This is a genomic window from Sphingorhabdus sp. (assembly GCF_040079335.1).
Taxonomy (GTDB): Bacteria; Pseudomonadota; Alphaproteobacteria; order Sphingomonadales; family Sphingomonadaceae; genus Sphingorhabdus_B.
The window spans coordinates 110,438-132,487 of record NZ_JBEBKL010000003.1 but is presented as its reverse complement, the minus strand read 5'-3'; the positions used below and the strand labels follow the sequence as shown (position 1 = coordinate 132,487).

The following is a 22,050-nucleotide window of genomic DNA, read 5'->3' as shown; positions in this document are numbered from 1 at the left end:
CTCAGCCCTTCCAGACGCGTCGTTCCTCCGCCGCGCGCAACACATCGAACGCAGCCTGCCCTGCCTGAAAGGCTTTCGCCGCGTCTGCATCATTGGGTCGCACGTCGGGATGTGTTTCCTTGGCGATCTTGCGCCATGCCTTTTTCACTTCTTCGAAATCGGCGTCCGGATCGAGGCCTAGCAATTCAAGTGCGCGCATCTCGTCACGGCTGCGGCTGCCATCGCCGGATCCAGCCCAGCCATAATGCGCAGATTCGTGATAGCCGCTATTGTCGCGACGTTCGTTAGATTCGCGTTCCGATGCTTCTTCGGCCGTCAGTCCAGCAAAATAGTCATAGCCGCGATTATATTCAGCGGCATGGTCCTCGCAAAACATCCAGCGTTCTGGGCTGTTGGGCGACTTGGGAGCGGGGCAATTGCCGGCCCGATTGCAGCCCACCCTGTCACACAGTCGAACAGCCTGCGCCTCGCGCGAGGTGCCATAACCGCGCCAACGGGGAAATCCCCAGTCATTACTACGAGAAGAACGAGCCATGCCGCCGCCTTAGCGAGGGCATGGCTCAGTTGCTAGGCCCAATCGGGCTAAATTACATGCTGGTTGCACCGGCCATCATGGCGCCGCCGAAAAATGTGGCGATGAGCATACCGCCGACAAACATCGTCAGGACGGCAGACAACACAATGTAGATCAGGATGATTACGACCGTAAAACCGGCGATTTTCTCAGTCGGAGCTTCCATGATCGGGCCGATACCGGTGTAAATCAGGTAAACGACATAGGCGACTGCCGCGAGTGATACCAATCCTCCAACAGGTCCAAGAAACGGAGCTACCAACCCGGCAATCCAGGATGGCGTCGATGCATAGGCCATCAACTTGGTTGCGCTGACGATATCCGATTTGCCGTTAAAGCTTGGCGACACCGCGTTGACGATGAAGCTCATCGCATAGAGCATAATCAGGCCGATAACGAAGCCAACCGCACCCATCCCGGCAGCGATTCCAACGCCGACCGAACCGATGCCCATAGGCGCAAGCGAACCAGCGCCAATGCCCAGAAGCCCCATTGCGATCACCGTTCCAATGATCGGGAGTACCGACAATGGAATGGCATAGCCGGTGAATAAACCGCCAACCGATGCGCTCTCTTTCGCGATGACTTCCCATTCGGCTTTGGGATTAAGTAGGATATTCTTTGCACGATCGACTAATGACATTTGCTTTCCCCTCTTCAATGAAGATACCCTAAGTTGGAAGAAAACCACAATTGTGCCAATAAGTAAATCAAAAGGGAGAACAGGCCATGATGTTCGCTTCACGTATCCTTGTTGCCACTATCGGGTTGCTTTCGCTGCTATCGGTGTATCAACACTGGTTTGATGTCGGGTCTCTGGTTGATGCGCGTGGAATAGAAACGGTGGGCGCTATCGGTGCGGCAAACATAAGGGCGGATATCGGCGGCTTGTTTCTGGCGATTGGCGTGTTTGCCTTCATCGCAACATGGAAACGCAGTTCCACTTGGCTGGCGGCGACATGGCTGCTTCCTGCCCTGGCGTTGCTGGGCCGCTTTGTCAGCCTCGCTCTGGATGGCGGCTCTACGCGCGTATTTGAGCCGATAGTGGTCGAGGCTATCGTGCTCACGCTTTTGGGTGGCGTTTATCTGTACTGGAAAAAAGTGCCAGAGGGTCTGTAAGCCGGGTTCTGTCCACCCGCGTCCGCGCAAGGCTTTGGCGAGATAGGCGACCATTCCTCTAGTCCTATATTTACATACAGGATCAAGCAATCAACCCGGGCGACTGGCAGGAGGATGCCATGTGCCGCCCCTATTCGATTTTGCTCCCGGTGGGGTTTGCCGTGCCGCCGACGTTGCCGCCCGCGCGGTGCGCTCTTGCCGCACCCTTTCGCCCTTACCCAGCCGAAGCCGTGGCGGTTTGCTTTCTGTGGCACTTTCCCTTGGGTCACCCCAGCCGGAAGTTATCCGGCACCGTTCCTCGCTGGAGCCCGGACTTTCCTCCCGCACCCCGCAAGCGAAGCACCGGCGGTCGCCCGACCCTCTGGCGCGTCAGCCGATAGCAGGTCCGCCTTCATGTTCCAAGAGCAGGCTCCAGAGTATCGCACGGCACTGGCCATCGATGATACCATCGACATTTTCAGGCCGGAAACGGCGCTGGAAGGCAATGACAGCCTTGGCGCCATCGGCTATGCCATAGCCATAACGTTCCAAGGCCAACAGGAATGCGGCATCGCCCCAACCCGGATCGACAAGATTTTTGGTCGGCCGCGAAACAGCAAGCCCTACTTTCGCAAGGCGCTCCCAATCAAACAGTTCACCCGGATCTTCCTTGCGCGCGGGTGCCACATCGCTGTGGCCGACAACATTGCGGGGTGGAATTCCATAGGTTCGCACAATTTCAGCGACTAAGGGCACCAATGCGGCCATTTGTTCCTCGGGAAATGGCCGATAGCCCCATTCATGCCCGGGATTGACGATTTCAATCCCAATGCTGGCACTGTTGCAGTCGGTAATTCCGCGCCAGTAAGAAAGGCCTGCATGCTGCGCGCGCTGCTCCTCGCGGACCATATGAATAATTTGACCATCTTCTTCGACGACATAGTGGGCTGAAACCTTGGACGCCGGATTGGCCAGCCATTCGACAGCTTCAGGGCCGCTCTTCATGCCGGTATAATGCAAAACAAGCATAGTAATCGGAAGCGTACGCTCACCGAAATTCGGGGACGGATACCAGATCATACGGCATTCATAGGCCGCAAGCGTCGCTATGCAAAGCCTGCTTAGACAGCGCGCCTTTGCGGGCTTGAAACAGAAACGCCGCTGGCGCTGGTGCGCTGATAGAATCCGCGAAATTCCCGCGATGCCTCAAACTTCTCGGTCTGGCCGATAACGGTTTCAGCCGCGCCGAGCATCAATACGCCGTCGTTAGTCAATGCCGATGCCAGATGCTCCAGCACTTCCCGGCGTTTGTTGTCGCACAAATACATCAGCATGTTACGGCAGAGAATGAGGTCAAATTGGCCCAAATGACGCGCGCTATCGAGCTGGTTGTGCTGCGCGAATGTCACCATTTTACGGACTTCGGGCTTTGCAAGCCAGTCGCCATCCACCTGGTCAAAATATTTGAGCATCAACATAACGGGCAGGCCGCGCTGGATCTCGAATTGCGAATACTGCCCTTTGCGCGCCTTGGCCATTGCGCTTGTCGAAATGTCTGTTGCCAGGATATGGATGCTCCATCCCCGCCACTTATCGGCATTTTCGAGGAACGACATAGCAAGCGATAGCGGCTCCTGGCCGGTAGAGCAGGCAGAGGACCATATCCGCAAGCGCTTAGTGCTAGACCTCGCAGCGCGCAGCGAATCCATCACAGGCCCGGTCAAAAGCGCGAAATTCGCCTGGTCGCGGAAAAAGCAGGTTTCATTGTTGACCATGGATTCCATGCATTCCTTGAGTAGTTCCGGTTCGCCTCCACCGTCCAGGATCGTGGCGAGCATATCGATATCGGGGATGGAATGTTTGCGCAGAATTGGCTTCAGAGCCATTTCGACACGCCAGTGCCTGTTCGCAAGCAGTTGCTGACCGGTCTCGCGCGCGAGCAAATCGGAAAGCTTGCGGTGGGCGCGTGCGACAGCGGCCTCGCCCATTATTTGACGGCCCTGGCGAGCAGGCGGGTCATCAGGGCGGGAGGTAAGATGGCATCTGCCAGACCGGCTTTGGCGACCGCTCCGGGCATTCCCCAAACCACCGAACTTTCAGCGTCCTGCACAATGATGTTGGCGCCGGCGGCCGAAAGGTGAACGGCACCCGCCGCGCCGTCATTCCCCATGCCGCTTAAGACGACAGCCAGCGCGCCCGCGCCGTAAACTCTCGCCACAGATTCAAATAATGCGTCAACCGAAGGGCTGTAACGACTGCCCGCATAGTGATCGAGATGTTCAATCTTCCTTCGCCGCCCGCTTTGCCCGCAGGTCAGATGTGCGCTGCCCGGTGAAATATAGATGGTGCGTTCACGGATTTCTGCTCCCGATTTGGGGACACATACTGTGCGATCGGTTTGCGCAGACAATTGACGCGCAAAAAATTCCATGAAGGCATCAGGCAGATGCTGGGCGATGAACACCGGGCAATTCAGCTCAGCAGGCAGATTGCGGACAATGTCGTAGATGACCGGAATTCCGCCTGTCGATGCACCGATGGCGATACATTCAGGCCGCGAAAGCTCAAATTTTGAGTCAGCTTCAGGATTGCGATATTCCGGCTCGACATTTTTTCGCGCAACTAGGCGGGAAGAGCTACCCAACCGGACGACTTTTTCAACCAGCAACTCGGGAAAGCGGCCTGCAAAGCCAAAACGACCCGGTTTCGAAAGCGTATCACACGCACCCAGCTCGAGCGCACGGATCGCTGCAGGACCATTTTCTTCAACGAAGGAGGAGACGACGAGCACCCTGCCCCCGCCTGCTGCATCCAATATGTCCGGCAACGCATCCAAGCCCGAACGCTCGGGCATTTCGATGTCGAGAAGGATAATGTCAGGCTGGACGTTTTTAAGCTGCCTGAGAGCATCTTCGCTGTTCCCGGCTTCACCAACAATTTCCACCTCGCCGCTATCGCTCAACATCCGTGCGAAAATCGAACGCACAACATTGCTGTCGTCGACAAGCAGGACCTTAATTGGACGATCGGGTTGCTCCGAAACCGGAGATGCAAGGCCTAAGGATGCGCGCATGACTATCGTTCAGATGCAACCGACCAACTGCAATTTGGTTTCCAGCGTTTCCCGGTCAAACGGCTTCATCACATATTCGTCAGCACCGGCTTCGATGGCCGCCTGAATATGGCCAATGCCATTCTCTGTAGTGCAGAATATTACCTTGGCGCACGCAGCGGTCGAAGCCCGATAGGCGCGCAAAAACTCCATCCCGCCCATGATTGGCATATTCCAATCGAGAAGGATGACGTCAGGTTGGCGGTTGGCGCACTGATCCAGTGCCTCGTTGCCGTCCGACGCTTCGTCGACTTGAAATTCCAATGTTTCCAATATGTGGCGAGCCACCTTTCGGATGACTTTGCTGTCATCAACGATCAGGCACGTTTTCATGGCGGATGCTCCTTGGTCCAATTTGAACCAATCTAAAGTCAGGCTGTTAGTGACCGGTTAATTCGACAGTGTGGAGGCAATAAAAATCCACAATCTATTACGCAGCCAAACGGGCTTCAATCGCGACCAGACGCTCGGGATCGACAACCATGTGCAGTTTGCCTTCGATCTCAATGAGTTCTTTCACCAATTCGCGCCATTTGCGATCAAGCTTCGTCGCGGGGATGATGGCCTCTTCAGCGACCGAAACGACATCGCTAACCCGGTCGACCATCAGTCCAAAGTTGTGACCACCAATAGAAGCGACCACGGCAAGTCCTTTTTGGTGAACGGTTTTGCGCTGACCCGTAACCCGATATTGGCAATCAATCAGCGTCAGTACACGACTTCGCAACGCGAATAGTCCGGCAATGACCGGGTCACACCGCGGAACTTCAACCACATCACCCACGGTAACAACTGATTCGATCACCTCGCTGCAGATGGCAATGGAAGTGTCTGCAATCTCTGCAATCAGGAATAGCTTGGACATATTACGCGCCTCCGGCAATTTTTGAGCTTACCGCCGAAAGCAGCGCCGCACGATCATAGCGATAAATCGAATCATGTCCGCCCTCGGCTGGACGCAGGCTGTCGCGCAATTTCACAAGCCGACAGTCGCCGTTTGAGGCATCCGCGTTCGCGTCAAGTGACAGCATGACTGAAGCTGTCGCCCGATGTTGCTCGTCGAAAGTTACATCATAGCCTGATGCCTTGAGCAGCGGTGCCAAAACCCTCTGTTCCCAGCCATCTTCTGTTTCAGCGCTGATAAAGCACAAGGGGCGTCCTGAAGCATGGCTACGCATTGCATCGGACGTCAGTTCGAAGAAGCTGAAGCTGCTGAGCAATTCAATAGGTCGTCCATCGACATGAACAATGCCTTCGTAGATTTCCGGATTGAGCGACGGTGCAACCTCGCCGTCAATTGCGAAGATGTCTATGACGTCCGCAACCGCAAGAAACACGATGCTGGAACCATCTGTCAAACGCAGAAGTTTGACGTGGCTTTGCTCCGGCAGGCCATCAAGGCCGCGAACATCGAAGAGCGTTCCGTTCACCGAAACACACAGGCGCCCACCCACTTCGTGGAATGCAGCGCGTTCAAAGTCCTCCATCCGCTCGACCGAAGCCAGACGGATTGCCCGGATCTTTCCATCCATCGTTTCGAACAGCAGTCCCGAGTCGATCTGTCGTTTTTCTAGATGCACGGCATCGTGACGCTTGGTATCACGCTCGAATAAGTCTTCCTCGACGCCGATTGCCGCAGCTAGGCCGCTAGCATCGAGTAGAAGCATAGGGCGTCCATTGTCGGGGAGCGTTGTCCCAGCATAAAGCCCGGTCGCCATCACAAGCGGGGCACCCGGCTTGACTACCAGCTCTTCATTGTCGACCACTGCTTCAACGTCCAGCGCAAATGTGGCGCCTACAGCGGGACGGATGATCACCAGCGTGCGCGCCATTCCCTGGCTACAAGCCGCTTCTTCAACTTCCAGCAAGGCTTCCAACTTTGCATAAGCGAGGCGTTCACCGCGTACTTTGGCAATCGGCATGTCACCGATATGTTCGATTTCAACGTTTCGGTTCGCAACCGAGATGATCTCCACAACCGACGAGCGCGAAATACCGAATATTTGTCCCCCTGCCCGCAAAGAAAGCCCGGCGATGATTGACAAGGTCAGTGGCAGCCGCAGCGTAATTTTCAGACCGTGGCCGTCATGATTCTCGAGGTCGATGGTGCCACCAATCGCGTGCATATTGTTGCGGACAACATCCATACCGACGCCGCGCCCAGAAATGGCCGTCACTGCGTCTGCAGTCGACAGGCCCGGCGCAAAAATCGTGTCTAGCTTGGCGCGTTCGGACATTTTCTGCCACTGGCCGATCGTCAGCAATTTGCGCGCAATTGCCTTCTGGCCCAATTTCTCGACATCGATGCCGCGACCATCGTCGCTGATCTCGACGAGGATCTGATTACCCGATTGGCGTGCGACGACTTGGATATGGCCGACAGGATCTTTGCCGACAGAGCGGCGTTCCTCGGCGCTTTCGATGCCGTGGTCTGCCGAGTTGCGCAAAATGTGCGTCAACGGATCGCGCAGCGCCTCTACCATTTCGCGATCAACCTCTACCTCACTGCCTTCGACAGTAAGTTCGATTTGTTTATCAAGGTCGATGCAGATGTCGCGCAGCAATCGCGGAAGCGATGAAAACAGCCGGTCGATATGCTGCATGCGCATCATCCCGATGGCATCGCGCATTTCGGCAACGGTGGTCGAAAGGCGACCAAAGGCATGATCGATTTCGGTCGATGCCCCGTAGCGGCGGAGCTGGCGCGACACCTCGTTTCGCGCCAGAACGAGGTCGGAAACCCCGTTCATTAACTTGTCCAGCAGGTTTAGCGACACGCGGACGGTCCGCGATTTACTTCGGCTAGTATGATCGTCGACGATCGAAGCGACTTCTTCGTTGAGGTAATCCGATCCTACTGCCGAAGCCTCCTCTTCGACTGCTTGCTCTGTTGGCAGGAATGCAAGCATTGCGGCTATCAAGCCAGGGTCGTCATCAAAAACCGACTCACCGGTTTCGAGCGCATCGGTTAATGCAGCAATCCGGTCGATCACTGCCAAAGTTGCGGACACAAGTTCAGGGCAAACACTTATCCGACCATCGCGCGCATGACTTAAAACGTCTTCGGCCGCATGGCTAAGCCGCAAAAGTCGAGGCAGATCAAGAAATCCGCAGCTCCCCTTCACCGTGTGGACGAAGCGAAATGCGCTATCGATCAGCCCGAGATCATCCGGCGTCTTTTCCCACTGGACAAGCTGTCCGGCGAGGATTTCCAAGGTTTCACGGGTTTCCGCGATAAAATCTTCGCGCAGATCATCCATTTCAGGCGTCCCAATATATTAATTGGACGTCTTATGGGGCGATCTTGGTTAAAAAGGCCTTTACACTGGCCCTATATGTGGCGTCAGCGAACGAGCGCGCCAATAACGATTTGCGTATCGTCCGGGCCCGCAATCTGCACCAGACCGCCATTGGCTGCACAAAGCCCGCGAACCATCCAGGCAGCGGCGGTGCGCGAGTCAATCTGGCTTTCCGTCAACTCTCCGGAAAGCGCATCCCGAACCGATTGATCCATGATAATACGTGGACCGGTTGCCCGGATAACGATTTCCTGTTCGCCCTCGCGCGCTTCGGCACCCACATGCAATTCACCGCCACGCACTAATGCATCCTTGGCGATCAGCACAAGGTTCAAGAGCACCTTCACAGCCTTTTTAGGCATCAACCCCGCTGGAACGCCCCAATGCAGCGTCGTGCGCCCGTCACTGGTCACCAGCGGCTCTATCACGGCTTTGGCCTCCATGGGGTCAACCTCACTGCCAAAGCCACCGGCAGCACCGAAGGCAAGCCGGAAGAATTTCAGCTTGTCCGCCGCCGATTTGGCGCTTTCAGCGAGCAGATCCATGCAGCGTTTGCGCATTTCCGGATCATGTTCATCGGCCAACAGTTCCAGGCCGTTGTTCATAGCGCCCACAGGGCTCAGCAAATCATGGCAGAGGCGCGAGCACAACAAGGCAGCAAGATCGATTTCAGCGTCGGACATGGTCAGCCGGGGTCCCCTATTGGTCATGACGTCAGTGCAATGAACGCTGTGCAAAGCCGTTTCAACCCTTCAATGGATGTTACAAGCTCAAAATCGGCAAACTAAGCTTGATAAACAACAAAATGCCCCCACATTCTTGGCTATGGAGGGGCAGGAAGTCACGCATAGCGGCATTTTGGGGCCGGGACGGTTGGACCGCGCTCTCGCGGAAGCCATACCTTCGCTCTCACGCGCGCGTATCCAAGCGCTGCTGGAGGCTGACGCGTTGCATATCGCTGGTCAGGTCGTGACCGATCCATCGAGCAAACGACATCAGGGCCAGACCTTTACGCTTACCGTTCCTGCGCCGATCCCGGATAAGGCCGCGCCGCAGGATATCGAACTCGACATTGTTTTTGAGGACGAACATCTGATCATCGTCAACAAATCGGCAGGGCTGGTCGTGCATCCTGCAGCAGGGCATGCCGATGGCACTTTAGTCAATGCCCTGCTCCATCACTGTAAGGGAAAACTGTCGGGAATTGGCGGCGTCCAGCGGCCCGGGATTGTCCATCGCATCGACCGGGACACATCGGGTCTGCTCGTGGTGGCCAAATCGGATGTCGCGCATGAAGGTTTGGCAAAGCTATTTGCCACCCATGACATCGAACGCCGTTATTTGGCGGTTGTCGTAGGGCAGCCCTCGCCCGCAGGCGGAACAATCCGGACCCAAATCGGTCGATCGACGACCAATCGCAAGAAAATGGCGGTGCTACCTGAAGGCAAGGGCAAGCACGCCGTTACCCATTACCGCACCATTGAACAGTTTAGGGAAGCATCGCTGGTAGAATGTCGACTAGAAACGGGGCGCACCCATCAGGTGCGTGTCCATATGGCACATATCGGACATCCCCTTATCGGGGATTCCACTTATAATAATCGACGAAAAGCGTTTAGATTTGGACCAAATCAGTCCTATTTTGACCGACAAGCCTTGCACGCGGTGTCACTGGGGTTTATTCATCCAGTTACCGGTGAAAAGCTGGGTTTCGAAAGCAGATTGCCCGATGATATTCAGCTTCTGCTAACGTCCCTTAAGGCATAGAGTTTCACTGTAACCGTTCGACAATGGGGTGCTTGATGAGGCCCCGGCGCGGACATGAAAGAGGAAGATAATGTCAGAGACTAAAAATGTTCCGGCAACTATCCCTGCCCTTGGGGGGGACGACAGCCTCAACCGCTATCTCGCGGAAATCAAAAAATATCCGATTTTAGCGCCCGAGCAGGAATATATGCTCGCAAAGCGATATCAGGAACATGAAGATCCTGCGGCCGCTGCGCAGCTTGTGTCGTCACACCTGCGGCTCGTTGCCAAGATTGCGATGGGCTATCGCGGCTATGGCTTGCCCGTTTCGGAGCTGATTTCCGAGGGCAATGTCGGCCTGATGCAGGGCGTGAAGAAATTCGATCCCGACCGCGGTTTCCGCCTCGCAACCTATGCGATGTGGTGGATCAAGGCGTCGATGCAGGAATTCATCCTGCGCAGCTGGAGCCTGGTCAAAATCGGTACCACCGCCGCGCAGAAGAAGCTTTTCTTCAACCTCCGCCGCATGAAGAACAACATGCAGGCGTTTGAGGATGGCGATCTGCGGCCTGAAGACGTCGCCAAAATCTCCACTGACCTTGGCGTTTCCGAAAGCGAAGTCATTGAAATGAACCGCCGCATGGCGATGGGCGGGGATACTTCGCTCAACGTATCGATGCGCGAGGATGGCGACGGCCAGTGGCAGGATTGGCTGGTCGATCATGAACCGCTGCAAGACGAACGCGTCGCCGAAGCACAGGAAAGTGATGTGCGCCACCAATTGCTTCTGGAAGCCATGGGCAGCCTGAACGACCGCGAAAAGCATATCCTGACCGAACGCCGCCTGATCGAAGAACCCCGCACACTCGAGGAACTGAGTCAGGAATATAACGTCAGCCGCGAACGCGTGCGCCAGATCGAGGTGCGGGCTTTCGAAAAGCTGCAAAAGGCAATGTTGCGGATTGCCGGCGAGAAGCGTTTGCTCGCTGCCGTCTAAGGCATTTGTAAAAATGGATGACGCGGCCACGGGGGCGCGCTAGTTTCGGCCTATGGCTCAAACAAAGCGCTCGCCCGTCGCCCGTTTCTTCACTTTCCTGTTCCGCTGCTTGTTCTGGTATCTGGCAATCACCTTCGCCTTGGTGCTGCTGTATCGTTTCGTACCGGTGCCCACGACGCTGACCATGTTGTTCGACAGCAACGGGTCTGAGCGCGACTGGGAGCCCTTGTCGAACATCTCACCCAATCTTGTCCGGGCCGCAATCGCCGCCGAAGACGGCAAATTCTGCCAGCACAGCGGCTTTGATACCGAAGCTATCGAAAAAGCTCTCGAACGCAACCAGCGTGGTGGCCGTATGCGCGGCGGGTCGACGATCAGCCAGCAGACCGCAAAGAATGTCTTCCTGTGGCAAGGCAGCGGCTGGACGCGTTATGTCCGCAAGGTGCCAGAGGTCTATTTCACCTTCCTCATCGAAACATTCTGGGGAAAGCGACGGATCATCGAGGTTTACCTGAACGTCGCGGAAACCGGTATTGGCACCTATGGCGCTGAGTCGGGTGCCCAGCGTTACTTCAATAAAAGCGCAGCCAATCTCAGTCGTGTTGAGGCAGCACGCATGGCAGCCGCATTGCCACTGCCAAAAAAGCGCGCGGTCAACGGCGCAGGCGGCTTCACCCGCCGCTATGGCAACAGCATTGCAGCACGGATTGGGGTGGTGAAGCGCGACGGTCTGGATAGCTGTATCTACAAATGAAAAGGGCGGAGCTTTTCAGCCCCGCCCCCTCGCTTACTCAATGGCTTTCCAGCGATCAGAAATCGTAGCTCACGCCAACCTTGATACGCCATACCGAAGATGACGTATTGATGAAGTTGTCTGCATCAAAGTCGCGAACCCCTTCGGCATTCAGGTTGTTCGCAGTGAAGCCGCTGATGATGTAACGACCTGCGGAGTCCACGCCGGAAATCGACGCAATATCCTGACGGCCTGCAAAGTCACGACGACGCTGGATATTCCATCCCGAGTTGAGCATGTTGAGGAAGTTGTCGAAGCTGGCAAACAACTTCAGCTTGTCCTCACGACCAAACAGACGGCCCGGTCCGGGGAGTTCCTGCGAGATCGACAGATCAAGGTCGTAATACCAGTTGTTCGAGCAGCTATTGCGTTCGATCGTACGCCCGACATATTTCTTCGCGCATTTCAGCGAATTGGCGAAATCGGTCAGTCCCTGAACGGCTGTCATGTTCGACGTCGGTGCGATATTCGGGTCGGTCACGCCGGTCGGCAAATACACCAGCGCATTTTCAGTACCCGAAACGCTGTCGCCAAACACGCTGCCACCGCTGAAGGTCAAGCTGTACGGGCGGCCCGAGCGGGCGACAAAGGTGAAGCCAAACCGAGTTGCGAAATCGCCGAAAAACTTTTCCTTGAAGCTGGTGTTCAAGGTGAAGTTGTGACGGCTGTTGTAGAAACCACGCGATGCAGCCGGATTCTGGCGGTCGGATGCCGCCGACAGGTCATAGTTAGAGCCAGCCGTCGAGCTGTACATGTTACGACGATCCTGGCTGTCCGAGAAGGCATAGCCGATATTGAAGAAGGTCGAGCCACCCGATGTGAACAGACCGCCATCAAAATTTTTCGACAGAATGAACGAAGCGTTGTGACTGCGGAAACTGCCAGCGTTGGTCAGCATCAGCTCGTCATCACGCGACGTCGCAAAGCAGGCTGCGTTCACATTACTGTAGATAGGTGTGGGCGTGACACCAGTCAGACGTGCCGTGCACCCAGCCACGCTCGGGTCGATCGAACGATAGATCGGACGTCCATCAATCGTGAAACCGCCAAGACCTAGAGCCGCGCCGCCGGTGCCCGCTGCAACAGCAGGAACAGCTGCCAGATCGACGATGGTGAACGGATCCTTGTACTTCGAGTAAATATAATCGAGCGTCAGATCCCATCCGCTGAAGAAGCCGCTTTCGGCGAAGTTCAGTTGCGAGGAGAACCCGGCGTTGAAACGGAACACCGTCGGCATTTTCAGTTTGGGGTCGATTGACTGGGTATCGCCAAGACCACGTGCTGCTTCGTTGCTGCCTGCAGTGCGGATACATTGAGGCACGCCGGTGAATGTGCCACCAGTTACCACGTCGATTGGTGTGGTGAAGGGCGTCGGGCACCCAGTCGAGCGTGTTGTGCCTTCACCGACGGTGCTGCCGTCATTCTGGAAGGCGTTGCCGAACCAAACCAGCGGATCACCGCCAGAGAAGATACCTGCACCAGCGCGGAACTGCGCGCGTGAGAACACGGCAAAGTCATTCAAATCATAGGTGAACGCAATGCGTGGCAACACGGTGACGCCAAGCTTGCTGAATCCATTCCCGTTACTGAAACCATAGCGGTTGAGAAACAGAGGATTATGTTCAGGGGCGCCACCATCATACCATTCGGCACGAACCCCGGCGACCATGCCTAACTGGTCGTTTATCTGCCAGTCGTCCTGAGCAAACACCGAATATATGCTCCGGTTAAACTTTGCTGCCGCATCGTTGACGTCGCCAGTTGCCGAGAAATTGCCAGCAGCGCCCGCGGCACCACCGGTTGCAAGTTGCAGAGCAGTCGGGTTGGTGTTTGTACCAGTCGAAAGCAGGCCTGCTTCGAGATCGGTCGCATTGCGGAAGAACAACGTCCCGGTAGCATTCTGGACAAACAGGTTGAACAGATTGGCCTGGTTGATTTCACCCCCGAACTTGATCTGGTGGCTACCAGCGTCAAGTTTTGCAACAGCCCGATACTGTTGGATGGTGGTGCGCAGGTCGTTTGCAGAACGCGAAAAACCAGGACCAGCCTGAACGCGACCATAGGTATCGTCAGCGGTTGTAGCGGTGCCCTGAGTATTGGTGATGCCGACAATAATCGCCGGGATCGGGCTCGCCGATTGCGCTTCGCCGCCACCTACCGGGTCTTGTAAGTCCTGAACTTCGGAACGCGAATAGCGCAATTCAGTGGAGAACACATCGCTCCACTGCGAATATAGACGGCCAGAGTAATAGTTCGACTCGGTTCCGCTCAGATAGAAGGTGTTGCGACCGGTGACCCGCGGGTTCGTAGCCGAATTGCTGAAGTCATCTGCGCGCGTTGTGGACTCTTCAAGACGCTGGTAGGTTGCTTCAAGACGATGGTTGTCATTGATCTGCCAATCTGCGCGCGCGAAATAGCGATCGTTTTTGAACGGACGACTGGTCACCAGCTCACCCGTATCAATGCCGTAAACGCGGCTCAAAATTTCGCTGATGCGGTTAAATTCGGCAACGGGTACGCCTGCAATGCTGTTCGGGTAACCAGCGCCGGCAGGACCGTCATCCTGCGACTGACCTGCGCGCTGGTTTTCGTAGGCGCCAAAGATAAACAGCTTGTCCTTGATGATCGGGCCACCAAGATAAACGCCCCAACGCTTGTCGGGTTCGATCGGCGCGACTACACGGCTGCGCTTTGAATATGTATCATAAACATCGTCTGCACGCAGATCATTGTTCGAAAATTCATAGAAGGCGCCAAATTTGTAATCGTTGGTGCCCGATTTGGTCACTACGTTGACGGCGCAACCCGTAAACTGGCCATAATCCACATCGAACGGTGCAAACTGCACCTGCGTTTCGCGGATCGCATCATAGGGCAGCGGGGTAGAGCTGCGCGACGAGAAGCCGGTGTCGTTCAAGCCATAGACGTCACCCTGGCTGATGCCGTCGACGGTGAAGGCATTACCGCGATCGTTGCCGCCAAGGCAGGAAATGCGATCCTGGCCGGAGCCAGTGTCATCGCGATCAAGGCTGACGCGCGGGTCGATACGGATAACGTCACGGACGTCGCGGTTGAATGTCGGGGCGGCTTCAAGGATTTCGGTCGTGAAGCTGGTGCCGGGGCCAACTGCCAACTGTGTCGCCTGCACGCGGCTACCAGTAACAACGATTTCGCCTGCGCCCGATGCGAGCGTAAAAGTTAGGCTAGTGTTACCCTGAAGGGTCGTATTAATGCCCTCTGCTGATTGGCCTTCGTAGCCGGAAGCGTTGGCAGAAATGGTGTAAGGCCCACCAGTTACAAGGTTGGATGCATTGAACTTGCCGTCAGCGCCAGTTGTGATCGTGCGGGTTGAGCCGGTGCGAGTGTCAGTAATAACAACCTCTACGCCGCCAATCGGGTTGCCCGAATCATCGACGACGGAACCTTCAATACCGGTTGTGATTTGCTGCGCTTCGGCTGGTGTCGCCGTTATGCTCGCAATCGAAAGCGCGGCCACGCCTGCCGCCAGATAGAAACGGATTTGCATCTTGTACCCCTATATATGTGCGAAGGCGTGCGCCCCCATATACCGCCGTTAGCTTGAAACTGCCGATTCGGCAAAGCTCGGCCTACCGGAACGCTGCCCCCTTTGTGTGTCAGGAATGTGACATTTGCTGCTTTGCAGCATGGCTGCGTAGCACTGGCGTTTGAAGAGACGCAGAAACAGTCGGAAAAGCCTCGGAAATCTGCGACTTCCAACTTGCGCTTTGCATACTGTTGCACACCGGCAACAGCTTCAGAAAAAATTAAGCGGCAGACTCTTTTGCGGTCTCTGAGAAGACCCGCACCGGTTCTTTCCGACCATCAACAACATCCTTGTCGACGACAATCTCACTCACACCATGCATCGACGGCAGTTCGAACATCGTGTCGAGCAGGATAGCTTCCAAAATCGAGCGAAGACCACGCGCGCCAGTCTTGCGTTCGATCGCACGCTTAGCGACAGCTTCAAGCGCATCATCGGTGAATGTCAGCCCGACATTCTCCATTTCGAACAACTTGCGATATTGTTTGACCAGAGCGTTCTTCGGCTCCGACAAAATCTTGACCAGTGCCGAAACGTCAAGGTCTTCGAGCGTCGCTGTCACCGGCAAACGCCCGACAAATTCAGGGATCAGGCCATATTTCAGCAAATCCTCGGGCTCAATTTGCTTCAGCACTTCGCCCGTGCGACGCTCGTCCGGATCGGCGACATGCGCGCCAAAACCGATAGATTTGCCTTCCAAGCGGTTGGAAATAATCTTTTCAAGACCCGCAAACGCCCCGCCGCAAATGAACAGGATGTTAGTGGTATCAACCTGCAGAAATTCCTGCTGCGGATGCTTGCGGCCACCCTGCGGAGGAACGCTGGCGGTTGTGCCTTCCATCAGCTTGAGCAGCGCCTGTTGCACGCCTTCCCCACTGACATCGCGGGTGATTGAGGGGTTTTCGGCCTTGCGGCTGATCTTGTCGATTTCATCGATGTAAACGATGCCACGCTGCGCGCGTTCGACATTGTAGTCGGAGGCCTGAAGCAACTTCAGGATGATATTCTCGACATCCTCACCAACATAGCCAGCCTCGGTCAGGGTCGTTGCATCGGCCATTGTGAAAGGCACATCAAAGGTCTTTGCCAGCGTCTGTGCGAGCAAAGTCTTGCCGCAGCCAGTCGGCCCAATCAGCAAGATATTCGACTTGGCGAGTTCGACATCGCCATTTTTCTGCGCATGGTTGAGGCGCTTATAATGGTTATGGACCGCGACCGACAGCACACGCTTGGCCTGAAACTGGCCGATAACGTAATCGTCCAATACGTCGCAGATTTCCTGCGGTGTCGGGACTTCGCCGTCCTTTTTACCCGTAAGCGCACCCTTGGTTTCTTCACGGATGATGTCGTTGCACAGATCGACGCATTCATCGCAGATGAAAACGGTCGGCCCCGCAATCAGCTTGCGGACTTCGTGCTGCGACTTGCCGCAGAAGGAGCAATATAGGGTGCTCTTGGTATCGGAGCCGCTCAACTTGGTCATAAACGTCCTGTACTACGCATGGCAAAACTTAACCAGACTTGCCTGTGATTTGCCATCCTATCGCGATGTCAATATTTCGCAATAGTCGAAAAACCCGCCTTTTCCTTTCAGAAACGCGGTAGATAAATGGTAAAGAAGTTCAGCGCGGATCAGCTATCACCGCCCTCTGCCGCGGTCGGGCGCTTGTCGAATACCTCGTCAACAAGGCCAAAAGCCTTGGCTTCGTCGGCTTCGAGGAAGGTGTCGCGATCCATTGCCTTCTCGATGTCCTTCAACGGCTTGCCGGTATATTTGGCATAAAGATCGTTCATCCGCTTGCGAATACGCAGTATCTCATTGGCTTGAATCTGGATATCGGACGCCATGCCGCGCGCGCCACCCGAAGGCTGGTGCACCATGATACGGGCATTGGTTAAGGCGATCCGCATGCCGGGTTCGCCGGCGGCGAGAAGGAAACTGCCCATTGATGCTGCCTGGCCGATGCAGACGGTGCCGACGCGGGGGCGGATATACTGCATGGTATCGTGGATCGCCATGCCAGCGGTAACCACACCACCCGGCGAGTTGATATACATCCAGATATCCTTTTTGGGATTATCGGATTCGAGGAACAGCAGCTGGGCAGTGATGACAGCTGCCATATTATCCTCAACCTCGCCGGTCACGAAAATGATGCGTTCGCGCAGCAATCTTGAGAAAATATCCCAGCTGCGTTCGCCGCGGTTCGATTGCTCGATAACGACGGGAACGAGTGCCTGGGTGGGATCGCGGAACGGATCGTGCATGAATGCCTCTGTTATTTGTGTTTCTGTTGATGCTTACATCGGGGCAGCGGGTGAAAGTTTCAAGCAGGAAAAGGGTTAAGATCGGGCGTAATGCGAGACACCTGACCTATGTAAGCCGCTTCACTGAACGCAGATTTCGTTTAAAATCCCGTTTTTAGTCGTTTTTGTCGATTAATATCAATAGCGAGCCGTCTGAAACAGAAAAGGGCCCGGATTGCGCCGGGCCCCTTTCCGATGCTCGAAACGAGCGGTTATTTCTTGGCAGCAGCCTTTTTGGCCGGAGCCTTTTTTGCAGGCTTTTCGCCTTCGTCCTTGGCCGCTTCCTTCTTCGGAGCTGCCTTTTTAGCTGCGGGCTTTTCTTCCTTGGCGGGTGCAGCTTCCTTTTTGGCAGCGGCCTTCTTCGCCGGAGCCTTTTTGGCGGGCTTCGCTTCGGGTTCGGCTTCGATCGCAGCTTCGAGTTCAGCGCGGGTTACGGTCTTTTCGGTCACGCTTGCCTTGTCAAACAGGAAGTCGACAACCTTGTCTTCAAACAGCGGCGCGCGAAGCTGGGCTGCCGCCATCGGGTTTTCCTGCAGATACTGCACAAAGCGCTGACGGTCTTCCTGACGATATTGTTGGGCTGCCTGCGTCACCAGCATCTGCATTTCCTGATTGCTGACATCGACGCCATTGCTCTGGCCGATTTCAGAGAGCAGCAGACCGAGGCGCACGCGGCGAACGGCGATGTCGCGATAATCCTCGCGCTCGGCTTCCATTTCCTTGCGTGCAGCTTCGGGATCATCTTCGCGATCCGCTTCCTGTTCAAGCTGCGCCCAAATCTGTTCGAATTCGGCTTCCACCATCGACGGCGGGACTTCGAAATCATGGTCGGCTGCCAACTGGTCGAGCAACTGGCGCTTCATATAGGTGCGGGTCAGACCATTGAGTTCCTGCTCAACCTGAACTTTCATCAGTTCCTTGAGCTTGTCGAGGCTTTCGAGGCCGAATGCTGCGGCAAGGCTGTCGTCAGCCTTGCTTTCTGCCGGCTTTTTCACTTCGCCGACGACGATGTCGAAGGTTGCGGCCTTGCCGGCCAGTTCCTTGGCACCATAGTCTTCGGGGAATGTGACATTGATGACCTTGCTGTCATTGGCCTTCACGCCAACCAGTTGGTCTTCAAAACCGGGGATCAGCTGGCCCGAGCCGAGCTCGACCGACATGCCCTCACCCTTGCCGCCATCGAACGGCACGCCATCAACCTTGCCTTCGAAATCGATGACAACGACGTCGCCGGTCGCAGCTTTATAGCTTTTCGCGGCGGTTTCGAAATTCTTGTTGCCTGCTGCCAGTCGCTCCAGCGCGGCGTCAATTTCGGCGCCTTCGGCTTCGACCGTCAGTCGGTCGAGCGACAGACCATCGATCGAAACAGCAGGAATGCTGGGCAGCACTTCGAAGTGAAAATCGACCACAGCGTCTTTGCCGGGTGCATAGTCATGATCGAGATGCACATGCGGCTGGGTTGCCGGACGCAGCTTGTTATCGGTGATCGTCTTCTGGACGCCTTCCTGGATCGACGTATTCAGCGCTTCCTGAAGCAGGGCATCCTTGTGCATCTTCTTGACGAGGTTTGCGGGAACCTTGCCGGGGCGGAAGCCGGGCATACGCACTTGCGGTGCGATTTTCTGCACTTCGGCATCGATCCGCGACTCAATGTCGGCGACGGTAACGGTGAGGCGATAGGCCCGCTTCAGGCCTTCATTCTGGGTTTCCTGGGCTTGCATAACTAAAACTCTAATCCTCAACTCTGCGCAGGGTTGCGCTTCAAAAATCTCTGGACGGACTTGGCTGGGAAGCCGGGCGTTTTGAACTGGTGCGGGCGAAGGGACTCGAACCCCCACATCTTGCGATACTGGTACCTAAAACCAGCGCGTCTACCAATTCCGCCACGCCCGCTCCGCCACACCCGTATTGGCCGTGCGGTCGGGTGCCTCTAACGGCAAAGTCGCCCTAGGGCAAGTGCCGAAAGCGGCGGGATTGCCCGCCATTGCGACAGCCCGTTTTCAAGGCTGCGAAGGCTCCGGCGGTCGCAGTTGCAAGGTTGCAACCAACTGCCTGATCTCTTCAATATCGCGATCAAAATAATGGATTTCAGGCGCGATGAAATTGACGAGATAGAGCTTGCCCTCGACTATCGCAGCAACCCCCTCCCCCTTGCGGGTCAGGCCTTCATCCTGCGCGGCATAGCTATAGGCGAAACGCACACCTTCATGCGTGCCCAGCTTTGCGGGTTCGATGGCATCGACCGAAAAAACCGACGAGTTTAGAAGGATGCGGTTGCTGCTCTCGAACAGTTCGACAATCTCTGTTGCCAGCATATTCGAGCGGAATTTTGGCAGCTTCTGCGTTGCCCCATAGGGCGAGTGGTACAGCGTGCCGCCGTCGGGAATGGCGGCAAAGAAGGTCAGTTCGTTGAGCGCGAGGCCATCGCGCGTCCAGCGTTCGCCATGGTCGGACGGACGGGCTGATGATCGGTTCCATCCTGCCTCTGGTGTCGCAACCAATAGCTTTCCCGCGACATTTACACTCTCATCGGCAACCAATGCCTTCCATTCCGCGAAAGCTGGCACCGAAGCACCGACCAGCGCCAACAGCGAGATCGCCATGGGAACCAGCCTCATTTCTGCGGCTCCCGCGCCATCGCCTCGATCATTGGGCGGTCGCCAGCTGCAGGTGCAATATCCAGATAGCGACGCAGCATTTTCCGGCCTTCGCTCGATTTGCCTTGCCTAAGGAGGAGCATTCCCAGACTGCGCCAGCTTTCGGCAAGCGCGGGGTCTTTGGAAACCGACTGCCGATAGAAACCCTCCGCCTTGGCCAGATCGCCCTCTTTTCCGCGCGCGCGATATAATTCGCCGCGGGCATAGAGCAAATCTGCCGTCCAGTTTCCTCGAGCCAGCCCGTTCAGCAGAAACTCGGTCGCCGCGAAATCGTTCAGCTTTACCTGATCGTCGATCAAACGCGGCCACCAGCGGGCGATAGCGACCCGGTAGCGCTCGCTTCCATCGTCGCTGCTCGGGGCCTTGGTCCGGGCGGCGGCGCGGAGATATTCCATGCGATCGCGGGTATTGGGATGCGAGGAGAAAAAGTCGCTCGCCTCCTGCGCCGCGGCTCCGCTTTTGTTTGCCTTGGCCTGCACGTCCATCTCGCCAAGAAGCTGTTCCCAGATTTTGGAAGGCGCCATCGGGTCGTATCCACTGGCACTCAGATAATCGAGCGCGGCCATATCGGCCTGCTTTTCCATTTCGCGATTGAAGCGGAAGACCGATCCCATAAGCCCGATCTGCGCCAGCATGCCGCCAGGTACAAAACCCAGCCAGGTAATCGCATCAGACTTGGCCTTGATGTCTCGGAAGGATTTCAAGCTGTGCTGCTGTTCAAAATGGACGAATTCATGGCCAAGAACTGCGGCCAATTCAGCCTCATTGCGCGCCCGCAACAGCAGCCCGCTCCATACCAGCATCATGCCATTGGGGGCCATCGCGGCGTTGAATTGCGGTGTGCGCATCAGATAGATGCGCGCCGCGCCGCATTTGTCGGTGCCGACCGCGCGACACAGCACGCCTTTGACATAGGCGTTGAGTTCGGGGTCATCGATCAGGAATTTGGACGCGCGCATCTGTTGCTCGGCCTCGTCCATTTCCAGCCAAAGGCCTTGTTCCACCGCATCCTTGGGTTGATAGCCCGCGCTGGTGGGCAATAGTTCCAAAGGCTGGGCTGCGATTGGGGCAGCAACGACCAATGCCGCAACTGTCAGGTTGTGCCGGAGACGCTTCATCGTGCAACTGCCTTGCCGGAAGCGCGCGCGGGAAAGCCGTTCAGCAATTGCTCGACGCGCTGCGCGGCTCCCTCCGCCGTGCGAACGTCGCCGCCAGCCTTCAAATCAACCCCCAGCCAGACAATGTCGCCATTTTTCAGATCGACCAATGCGGCATAGCCGAAATGCGTGCCCGCAATATCACCATTGCCCATCAGTGCAGCGACCAGTTTCGCGGCGCGGCGCCCGGCCGTTTCAAAACTATCATGGCTGAGAAGGAACAGGCCATAATCGGCCTTTGCCGCGGGCGCGATTTTCGCAATACCACCTCCCAGGCTCCAGTCGAAACTGCCAATCTTGGAAGGCAAAGGGTCTTTGCTGAACAATTTGTGGCGGATGATCGTGCCGACCACCAACCGGAACAGCGCACGATGCTCCGCCATCAGCGGATTGTCAGCAGGTTGATCGTCGTGCAGCACCATTTCGATACCGCGCTTGTCGCCCATAGCCACCAGTGCCGCGCTCAATTCACGCGTCGCGGTGGCATGCCATTCGGCATTGTTCTGGAATAGGCCGGCCGTGGTCTGCTCCCCAATCTTTATTTCGGGGCGAAAGACCAGAATGCGCGGTGGCGTTTCCGGGGCGAAGGCAAATCCGTCGCGCACCGCAAAATTTTCGGTCACCACTGGGGTTTGCGCCATAATCGCGTTGGCGGCGAACGTGATCGCCAACGCCATCCCTATTCCCAAACCTCGCGCCATGACTGCTCCAGACGGCTGATCGCCGCTATATGGCATTTCTCGCG

Annotated in this window: 19 protein-coding genes, 1 tRNA gene and 1 other RNA gene; 3 read left to right on the top strand and 18 right to left on the bottom strand. The window is 56.1% G+C overall.

The genetic code is table 11. The features are described from left to right. Position 1 precedes the first annotated feature (1 nt). From ABL922_RS02140 to ABL922_RS02095, 10 genes are all read right to left on the bottom strand, one after another. Positions 2-535 carry a DnaJ domain-containing protein gene (locus ABL922_RS02140; protein WP_349022559.1) on the bottom strand — a complete coding sequence of 178 codons (534 nt, stop codon included), beginning with the start codon at positions 533-535 and terminating at the stop codon, positions 2-4. A 52-nt stretch (positions 536-587) separates the two neighbouring features. Beyond that, entirely contained in the window at positions 588-1,217 is a 630-nt protein-coding gene (locus tag ABL922_RS02135) for a Yip1 family protein (protein WP_349022558.1), read from the bottom strand. Positions 1,218-1,674: 457 nt separating this feature from the next. Then, positions 1,675-2,058, bottom strand: an RNA gene (gene rnpB, locus ABL922_RS02130) — RNase P RNA component class A. Positions 2,059-2,062: 4 nt separating this feature from the next. Continuing rightward, the gene (locus ABL922_RS02125) at positions 2,063-2,752 is read right to left on the bottom strand and encodes an N-acetylmuramoyl-L-alanine amidase (protein WP_349022557.1); all 690 of its coding nucleotides are present in this window, start codon (positions 2,750-2,752) and stop codon (positions 2,063-2,065) included. Between the two features lie 41 nt (positions 2,753-2,793). Beyond that, positions 2,794-3,660 carry a CheR family methyltransferase gene (locus ABL922_RS02120; RefSeq protein WP_349022556.1) on the bottom strand — a complete coding sequence of 289 codons (867 nt, stop codon included), beginning with the start codon at positions 3,658-3,660 and terminating at the stop codon, positions 2,794-2,796. Then, positions 3,660-4,745, bottom strand: a complete 1,086-nt coding sequence (gene cheB, locus ABL922_RS02115; protein WP_349022555.1) for a chemotaxis-specific protein-glutamate methyltransferase CheB — start codon at positions 4,743-4,745, stop codon at positions 3,660-3,662. The genes ABL922_RS02120 and cheB overlap by 1 nt, the downstream gene beginning before the upstream one ends. 9 nt (positions 4,746-4,754) lie before the next feature. Continuing rightward, entirely contained in the window at positions 4,755-5,117 is a 363-nt protein-coding gene (locus ABL922_RS02110; RefSeq protein ID WP_349022554.1) for a response regulator, read from the bottom strand. A gap of 97 nt (positions 5,118-5,214) precedes the next feature. Further along, the gene (locus tag ABL922_RS02105) at positions 5,215-5,649 is read right to left on the bottom strand and encodes a chemotaxis protein CheW (RefSeq protein WP_349022553.1); all 435 of its coding nucleotides are present in this window, start codon (positions 5,647-5,649) and stop codon (positions 5,215-5,217) included. Between the two features lies 1 nt (position 5,650). Then, the gene (locus ABL922_RS02100; protein WP_349022552.1) at positions 5,651-8,044 is read right to left on the bottom strand and encodes an ATP-binding protein; all 2,394 of its coding nucleotides are present in this window, start codon (positions 8,042-8,044) and stop codon (positions 5,651-5,653) included. Positions 8,045-8,127: 83 nt separating this feature from the next. Beyond that, entirely contained in the window at positions 8,128-8,766 is a 639-nt protein-coding gene (locus ABL922_RS02095) for a histidine phosphotransferase family protein (protein WP_349022583.1), read from the bottom strand. 142 nt (positions 8,767-8,908) lie between these two features. Between ABL922_RS02095 and ABL922_RS02090 the strand changes: the two genes are divergently transcribed. The 3 genes from ABL922_RS02090 to mtgA all read left to right on the top strand — a co-directional run bounded on the left by ABL922_RS02090 (position 8,909) and on the right by mtgA (position 11,580). Next, on the top strand, positions 8,909-9,850 hold the full coding sequence (locus ABL922_RS02090; RefSeq protein ID WP_349022551.1) for an RluA family pseudouridine synthase: 942 nt from the start codon (positions 8,909-8,911) through the stop codon (positions 9,848-9,850). A 70-nt stretch (positions 9,851-9,920) separates the two neighbouring features. Next, positions 9,921-10,826 (top strand): RNA polymerase sigma factor RpoH, encoded by a 906-nt coding sequence (gene rpoH, locus ABL922_RS02085; RefSeq protein ID WP_324334323.1) that lies wholly within the window; start codon positions 9,921-9,923, stop codon positions 10,824-10,826. A gap of 52 nt (positions 10,827-10,878) precedes the next feature. Continuing rightward, complete coding sequence (gene mtgA / locus ABL922_RS02080; protein WP_349022550.1) at positions 10,879-11,580, top strand: monofunctional biosynthetic peptidoglycan transglycosylase; 702 nt, start codon at positions 10,879-10,881, stop codon at positions 11,578-11,580. 55 nt (positions 11,581-11,635) lie between these two features. Here mtgA and ABL922_RS02075 read toward each other — a convergent pair whose 3' ends face one another. The 8 genes from ABL922_RS02075 to ABL922_RS02040 form a co-directional block, all read right to left on the bottom strand. Further along, on the bottom strand, positions 11,636-15,145 hold the full coding sequence (locus tag ABL922_RS02075) for a TonB-dependent receptor (RefSeq protein WP_349022549.1): 3,510 nt from the start codon (positions 15,143-15,145) through the stop codon (positions 11,636-11,638). Positions 15,146-15,404: 259 nt separating this feature from the next. Further along, positions 15,405-16,667: an ATP-dependent Clp protease ATP-binding subunit ClpX gene (clpX, locus tag ABL922_RS02070; RefSeq protein ID WP_349022548.1), complete on the bottom strand. Its 1,263-nt coding sequence runs from the start codon at positions 16,665-16,667 to the stop codon at positions 15,405-15,407. A 149-nt stretch (positions 16,668-16,816) separates the two neighbouring features. Then, the gene (locus tag ABL922_RS02065; protein ID WP_349022547.1) at positions 16,817-17,452 is read right to left on the bottom strand and encodes an ATP-dependent Clp protease proteolytic subunit; all 636 of its coding nucleotides are present in this window, start codon (positions 17,450-17,452) and stop codon (positions 16,817-16,819) included. Between the two features lie 251 nt (positions 17,453-17,703). Continuing rightward, positions 17,704-19,212, bottom strand: a complete 1,509-nt coding sequence (tig, locus tag ABL922_RS02060) for a trigger factor (protein WP_349022546.1) — start codon at positions 19,210-19,212, stop codon at positions 17,704-17,706. Positions 19,213-19,299: 87 nt separating this feature from the next. Further along, positions 19,300-19,384, bottom strand: a tRNA-Leu gene (locus ABL922_RS02055). A gap of 107 nt (positions 19,385-19,491) precedes the next feature. Beyond that, entirely contained in the window at positions 19,492-20,109 is a 618-nt protein-coding gene (locus ABL922_RS02050) for a hypothetical protein (protein WP_349022545.1), read from the bottom strand. Then, positions 20,106-21,266 carry a M48 family metallopeptidase gene (locus ABL922_RS02045; protein ID WP_349022544.1) on the bottom strand — a complete coding sequence of 387 codons (1,161 nt, stop codon included), beginning with the start codon at positions 21,264-21,266 and terminating at the stop codon, positions 20,106-20,108. Before ABL922_RS02045 ends, ABL922_RS02050 begins: the two co-directional genes overlap by 4 nt. Further along, on the bottom strand, positions 21,263-22,006 hold the full coding sequence (locus ABL922_RS02040; RefSeq protein WP_349022543.1) for a hypothetical protein: 744 nt from the start codon (positions 22,004-22,006) through the stop codon (positions 21,263-21,265). Before ABL922_RS02040 ends, ABL922_RS02045 begins: the two co-directional genes overlap by 4 nt. Between the last annotated feature and the right edge of the window lie 44 nt (positions 22,007-22,050).

Bases quoted from the DNA above. Each gene is read 5' to 3' on its own strand.
- ABL922_RS02140 (WP_349022559.1), bottom strand. From the start codon at position 535: ATGGCTCGTTCTTCTCGTAGTAATGACTGGGGATTTCCCCGTTGGCGC.
- ABL922_RS02135 (WP_349022558.1), bottom strand. From the start codon at position 1,217: ATGTCATTAGTCGATCGTGCAAAGAATATCCTACTTAATCCCAAAGCC.
- ABL922_RS02125 (WP_349022557.1), bottom strand. From the start codon at position 2,752: ATGATCTGGTATCCGTCCCCGAATTTCGGTGAGCGTACGCTTCCGATT.
- ABL922_RS02120 (WP_349022556.1), bottom strand. From the start codon at position 3,660: ATGGGCGAGGCCGCTGTCGCACGCGCCCACCGCAAGCTTTCCGATTTG.
- cheB (WP_349022555.1), bottom strand. From the start codon at position 4,745: ATGCGCGCATCCTTAGGCCTTGCATCTCCGGTTTCGGAGCAACCCGAT.
- ABL922_RS02110 (WP_349022554.1), bottom strand. From the start codon at position 5,117: ATGAAAACGTGCCTGATCGTTGATGACAGCAAAGTCATCCGAAAGGTG.
- ABL922_RS02105 (WP_349022553.1), bottom strand. From the start codon at position 5,649: ATGTCCAAGCTATTCCTGATTGCAGAGATTGCAGACACTTCCATTGCC.
- ABL922_RS02100 (WP_349022552.1), bottom strand. From the start codon at position 8,044: ATGGATGATCTGCGCGAAGATTTTATCGCGGAAACCCGTGAAACCTTG.
- ABL922_RS02095 (WP_349022583.1), bottom strand. From the start codon at position 8,766: ATGTCCGACGCTGAAATCGATCTTGCTGCCTTGTTGTGCTCGCGCCTC.
- ABL922_RS02090 (WP_349022551.1), top strand. From the start codon at position 8,909: ATGGAGGGGCAGGAAGTCACGCATAGCGGCATTTTGGGGCCGGGACGG.
- rpoH (WP_324334323.1), top strand. From the start codon at position 9,921: ATGTCAGAGACTAAAAATGTTCCGGCAACTATCCCTGCCCTTGGGGGG.
- mtgA (WP_349022550.1), top strand. From the start codon at position 10,879: ATGGCTCAAACAAAGCGCTCGCCCGTCGCCCGTTTCTTCACTTTCCTG.
- ABL922_RS02075 (WP_349022549.1), bottom strand. From the start codon at position 15,145: ATGCAAATCCGTTTCTATCTGGCGGCAGGCGTGGCCGCGCTTTCGATT.
- clpX (WP_349022548.1), bottom strand. From the start codon at position 16,667: ATGACCAAGTTGAGCGGCTCCGATACCAAGAGCACCCTATATTGCTCC.
- ABL922_RS02065 (WP_349022547.1), bottom strand. From the start codon at position 17,452: ATGCACGATCCGTTCCGCGATCCCACCCAGGCACTCGTTCCCGTCGTT.
- tig (WP_349022546.1), bottom strand. From the start codon at position 19,212: ATGCAAGCCCAGGAAACCCAGAATGAAGGCCTGAAGCGGGCCTATCGC.
- ABL922_RS02050 (WP_349022545.1), bottom strand. From the start codon at position 20,109: ATGAGGCTGGTTCCCATGGCGATCTCGCTGTTGGCGCTGGTCGGTGCT.
- ABL922_RS02045 (WP_349022544.1), bottom strand. From the start codon at position 21,266: ATGAAGCGTCTCCGGCACAACCTGACAGTTGCGGCATTGGTCGTTGCT.
- ABL922_RS02040 (WP_349022543.1), bottom strand. From the start codon at position 22,006: ATGGCGCGAGGTTTGGGAATAGGGATGGCGTTGGCGATCACGTTCGCC.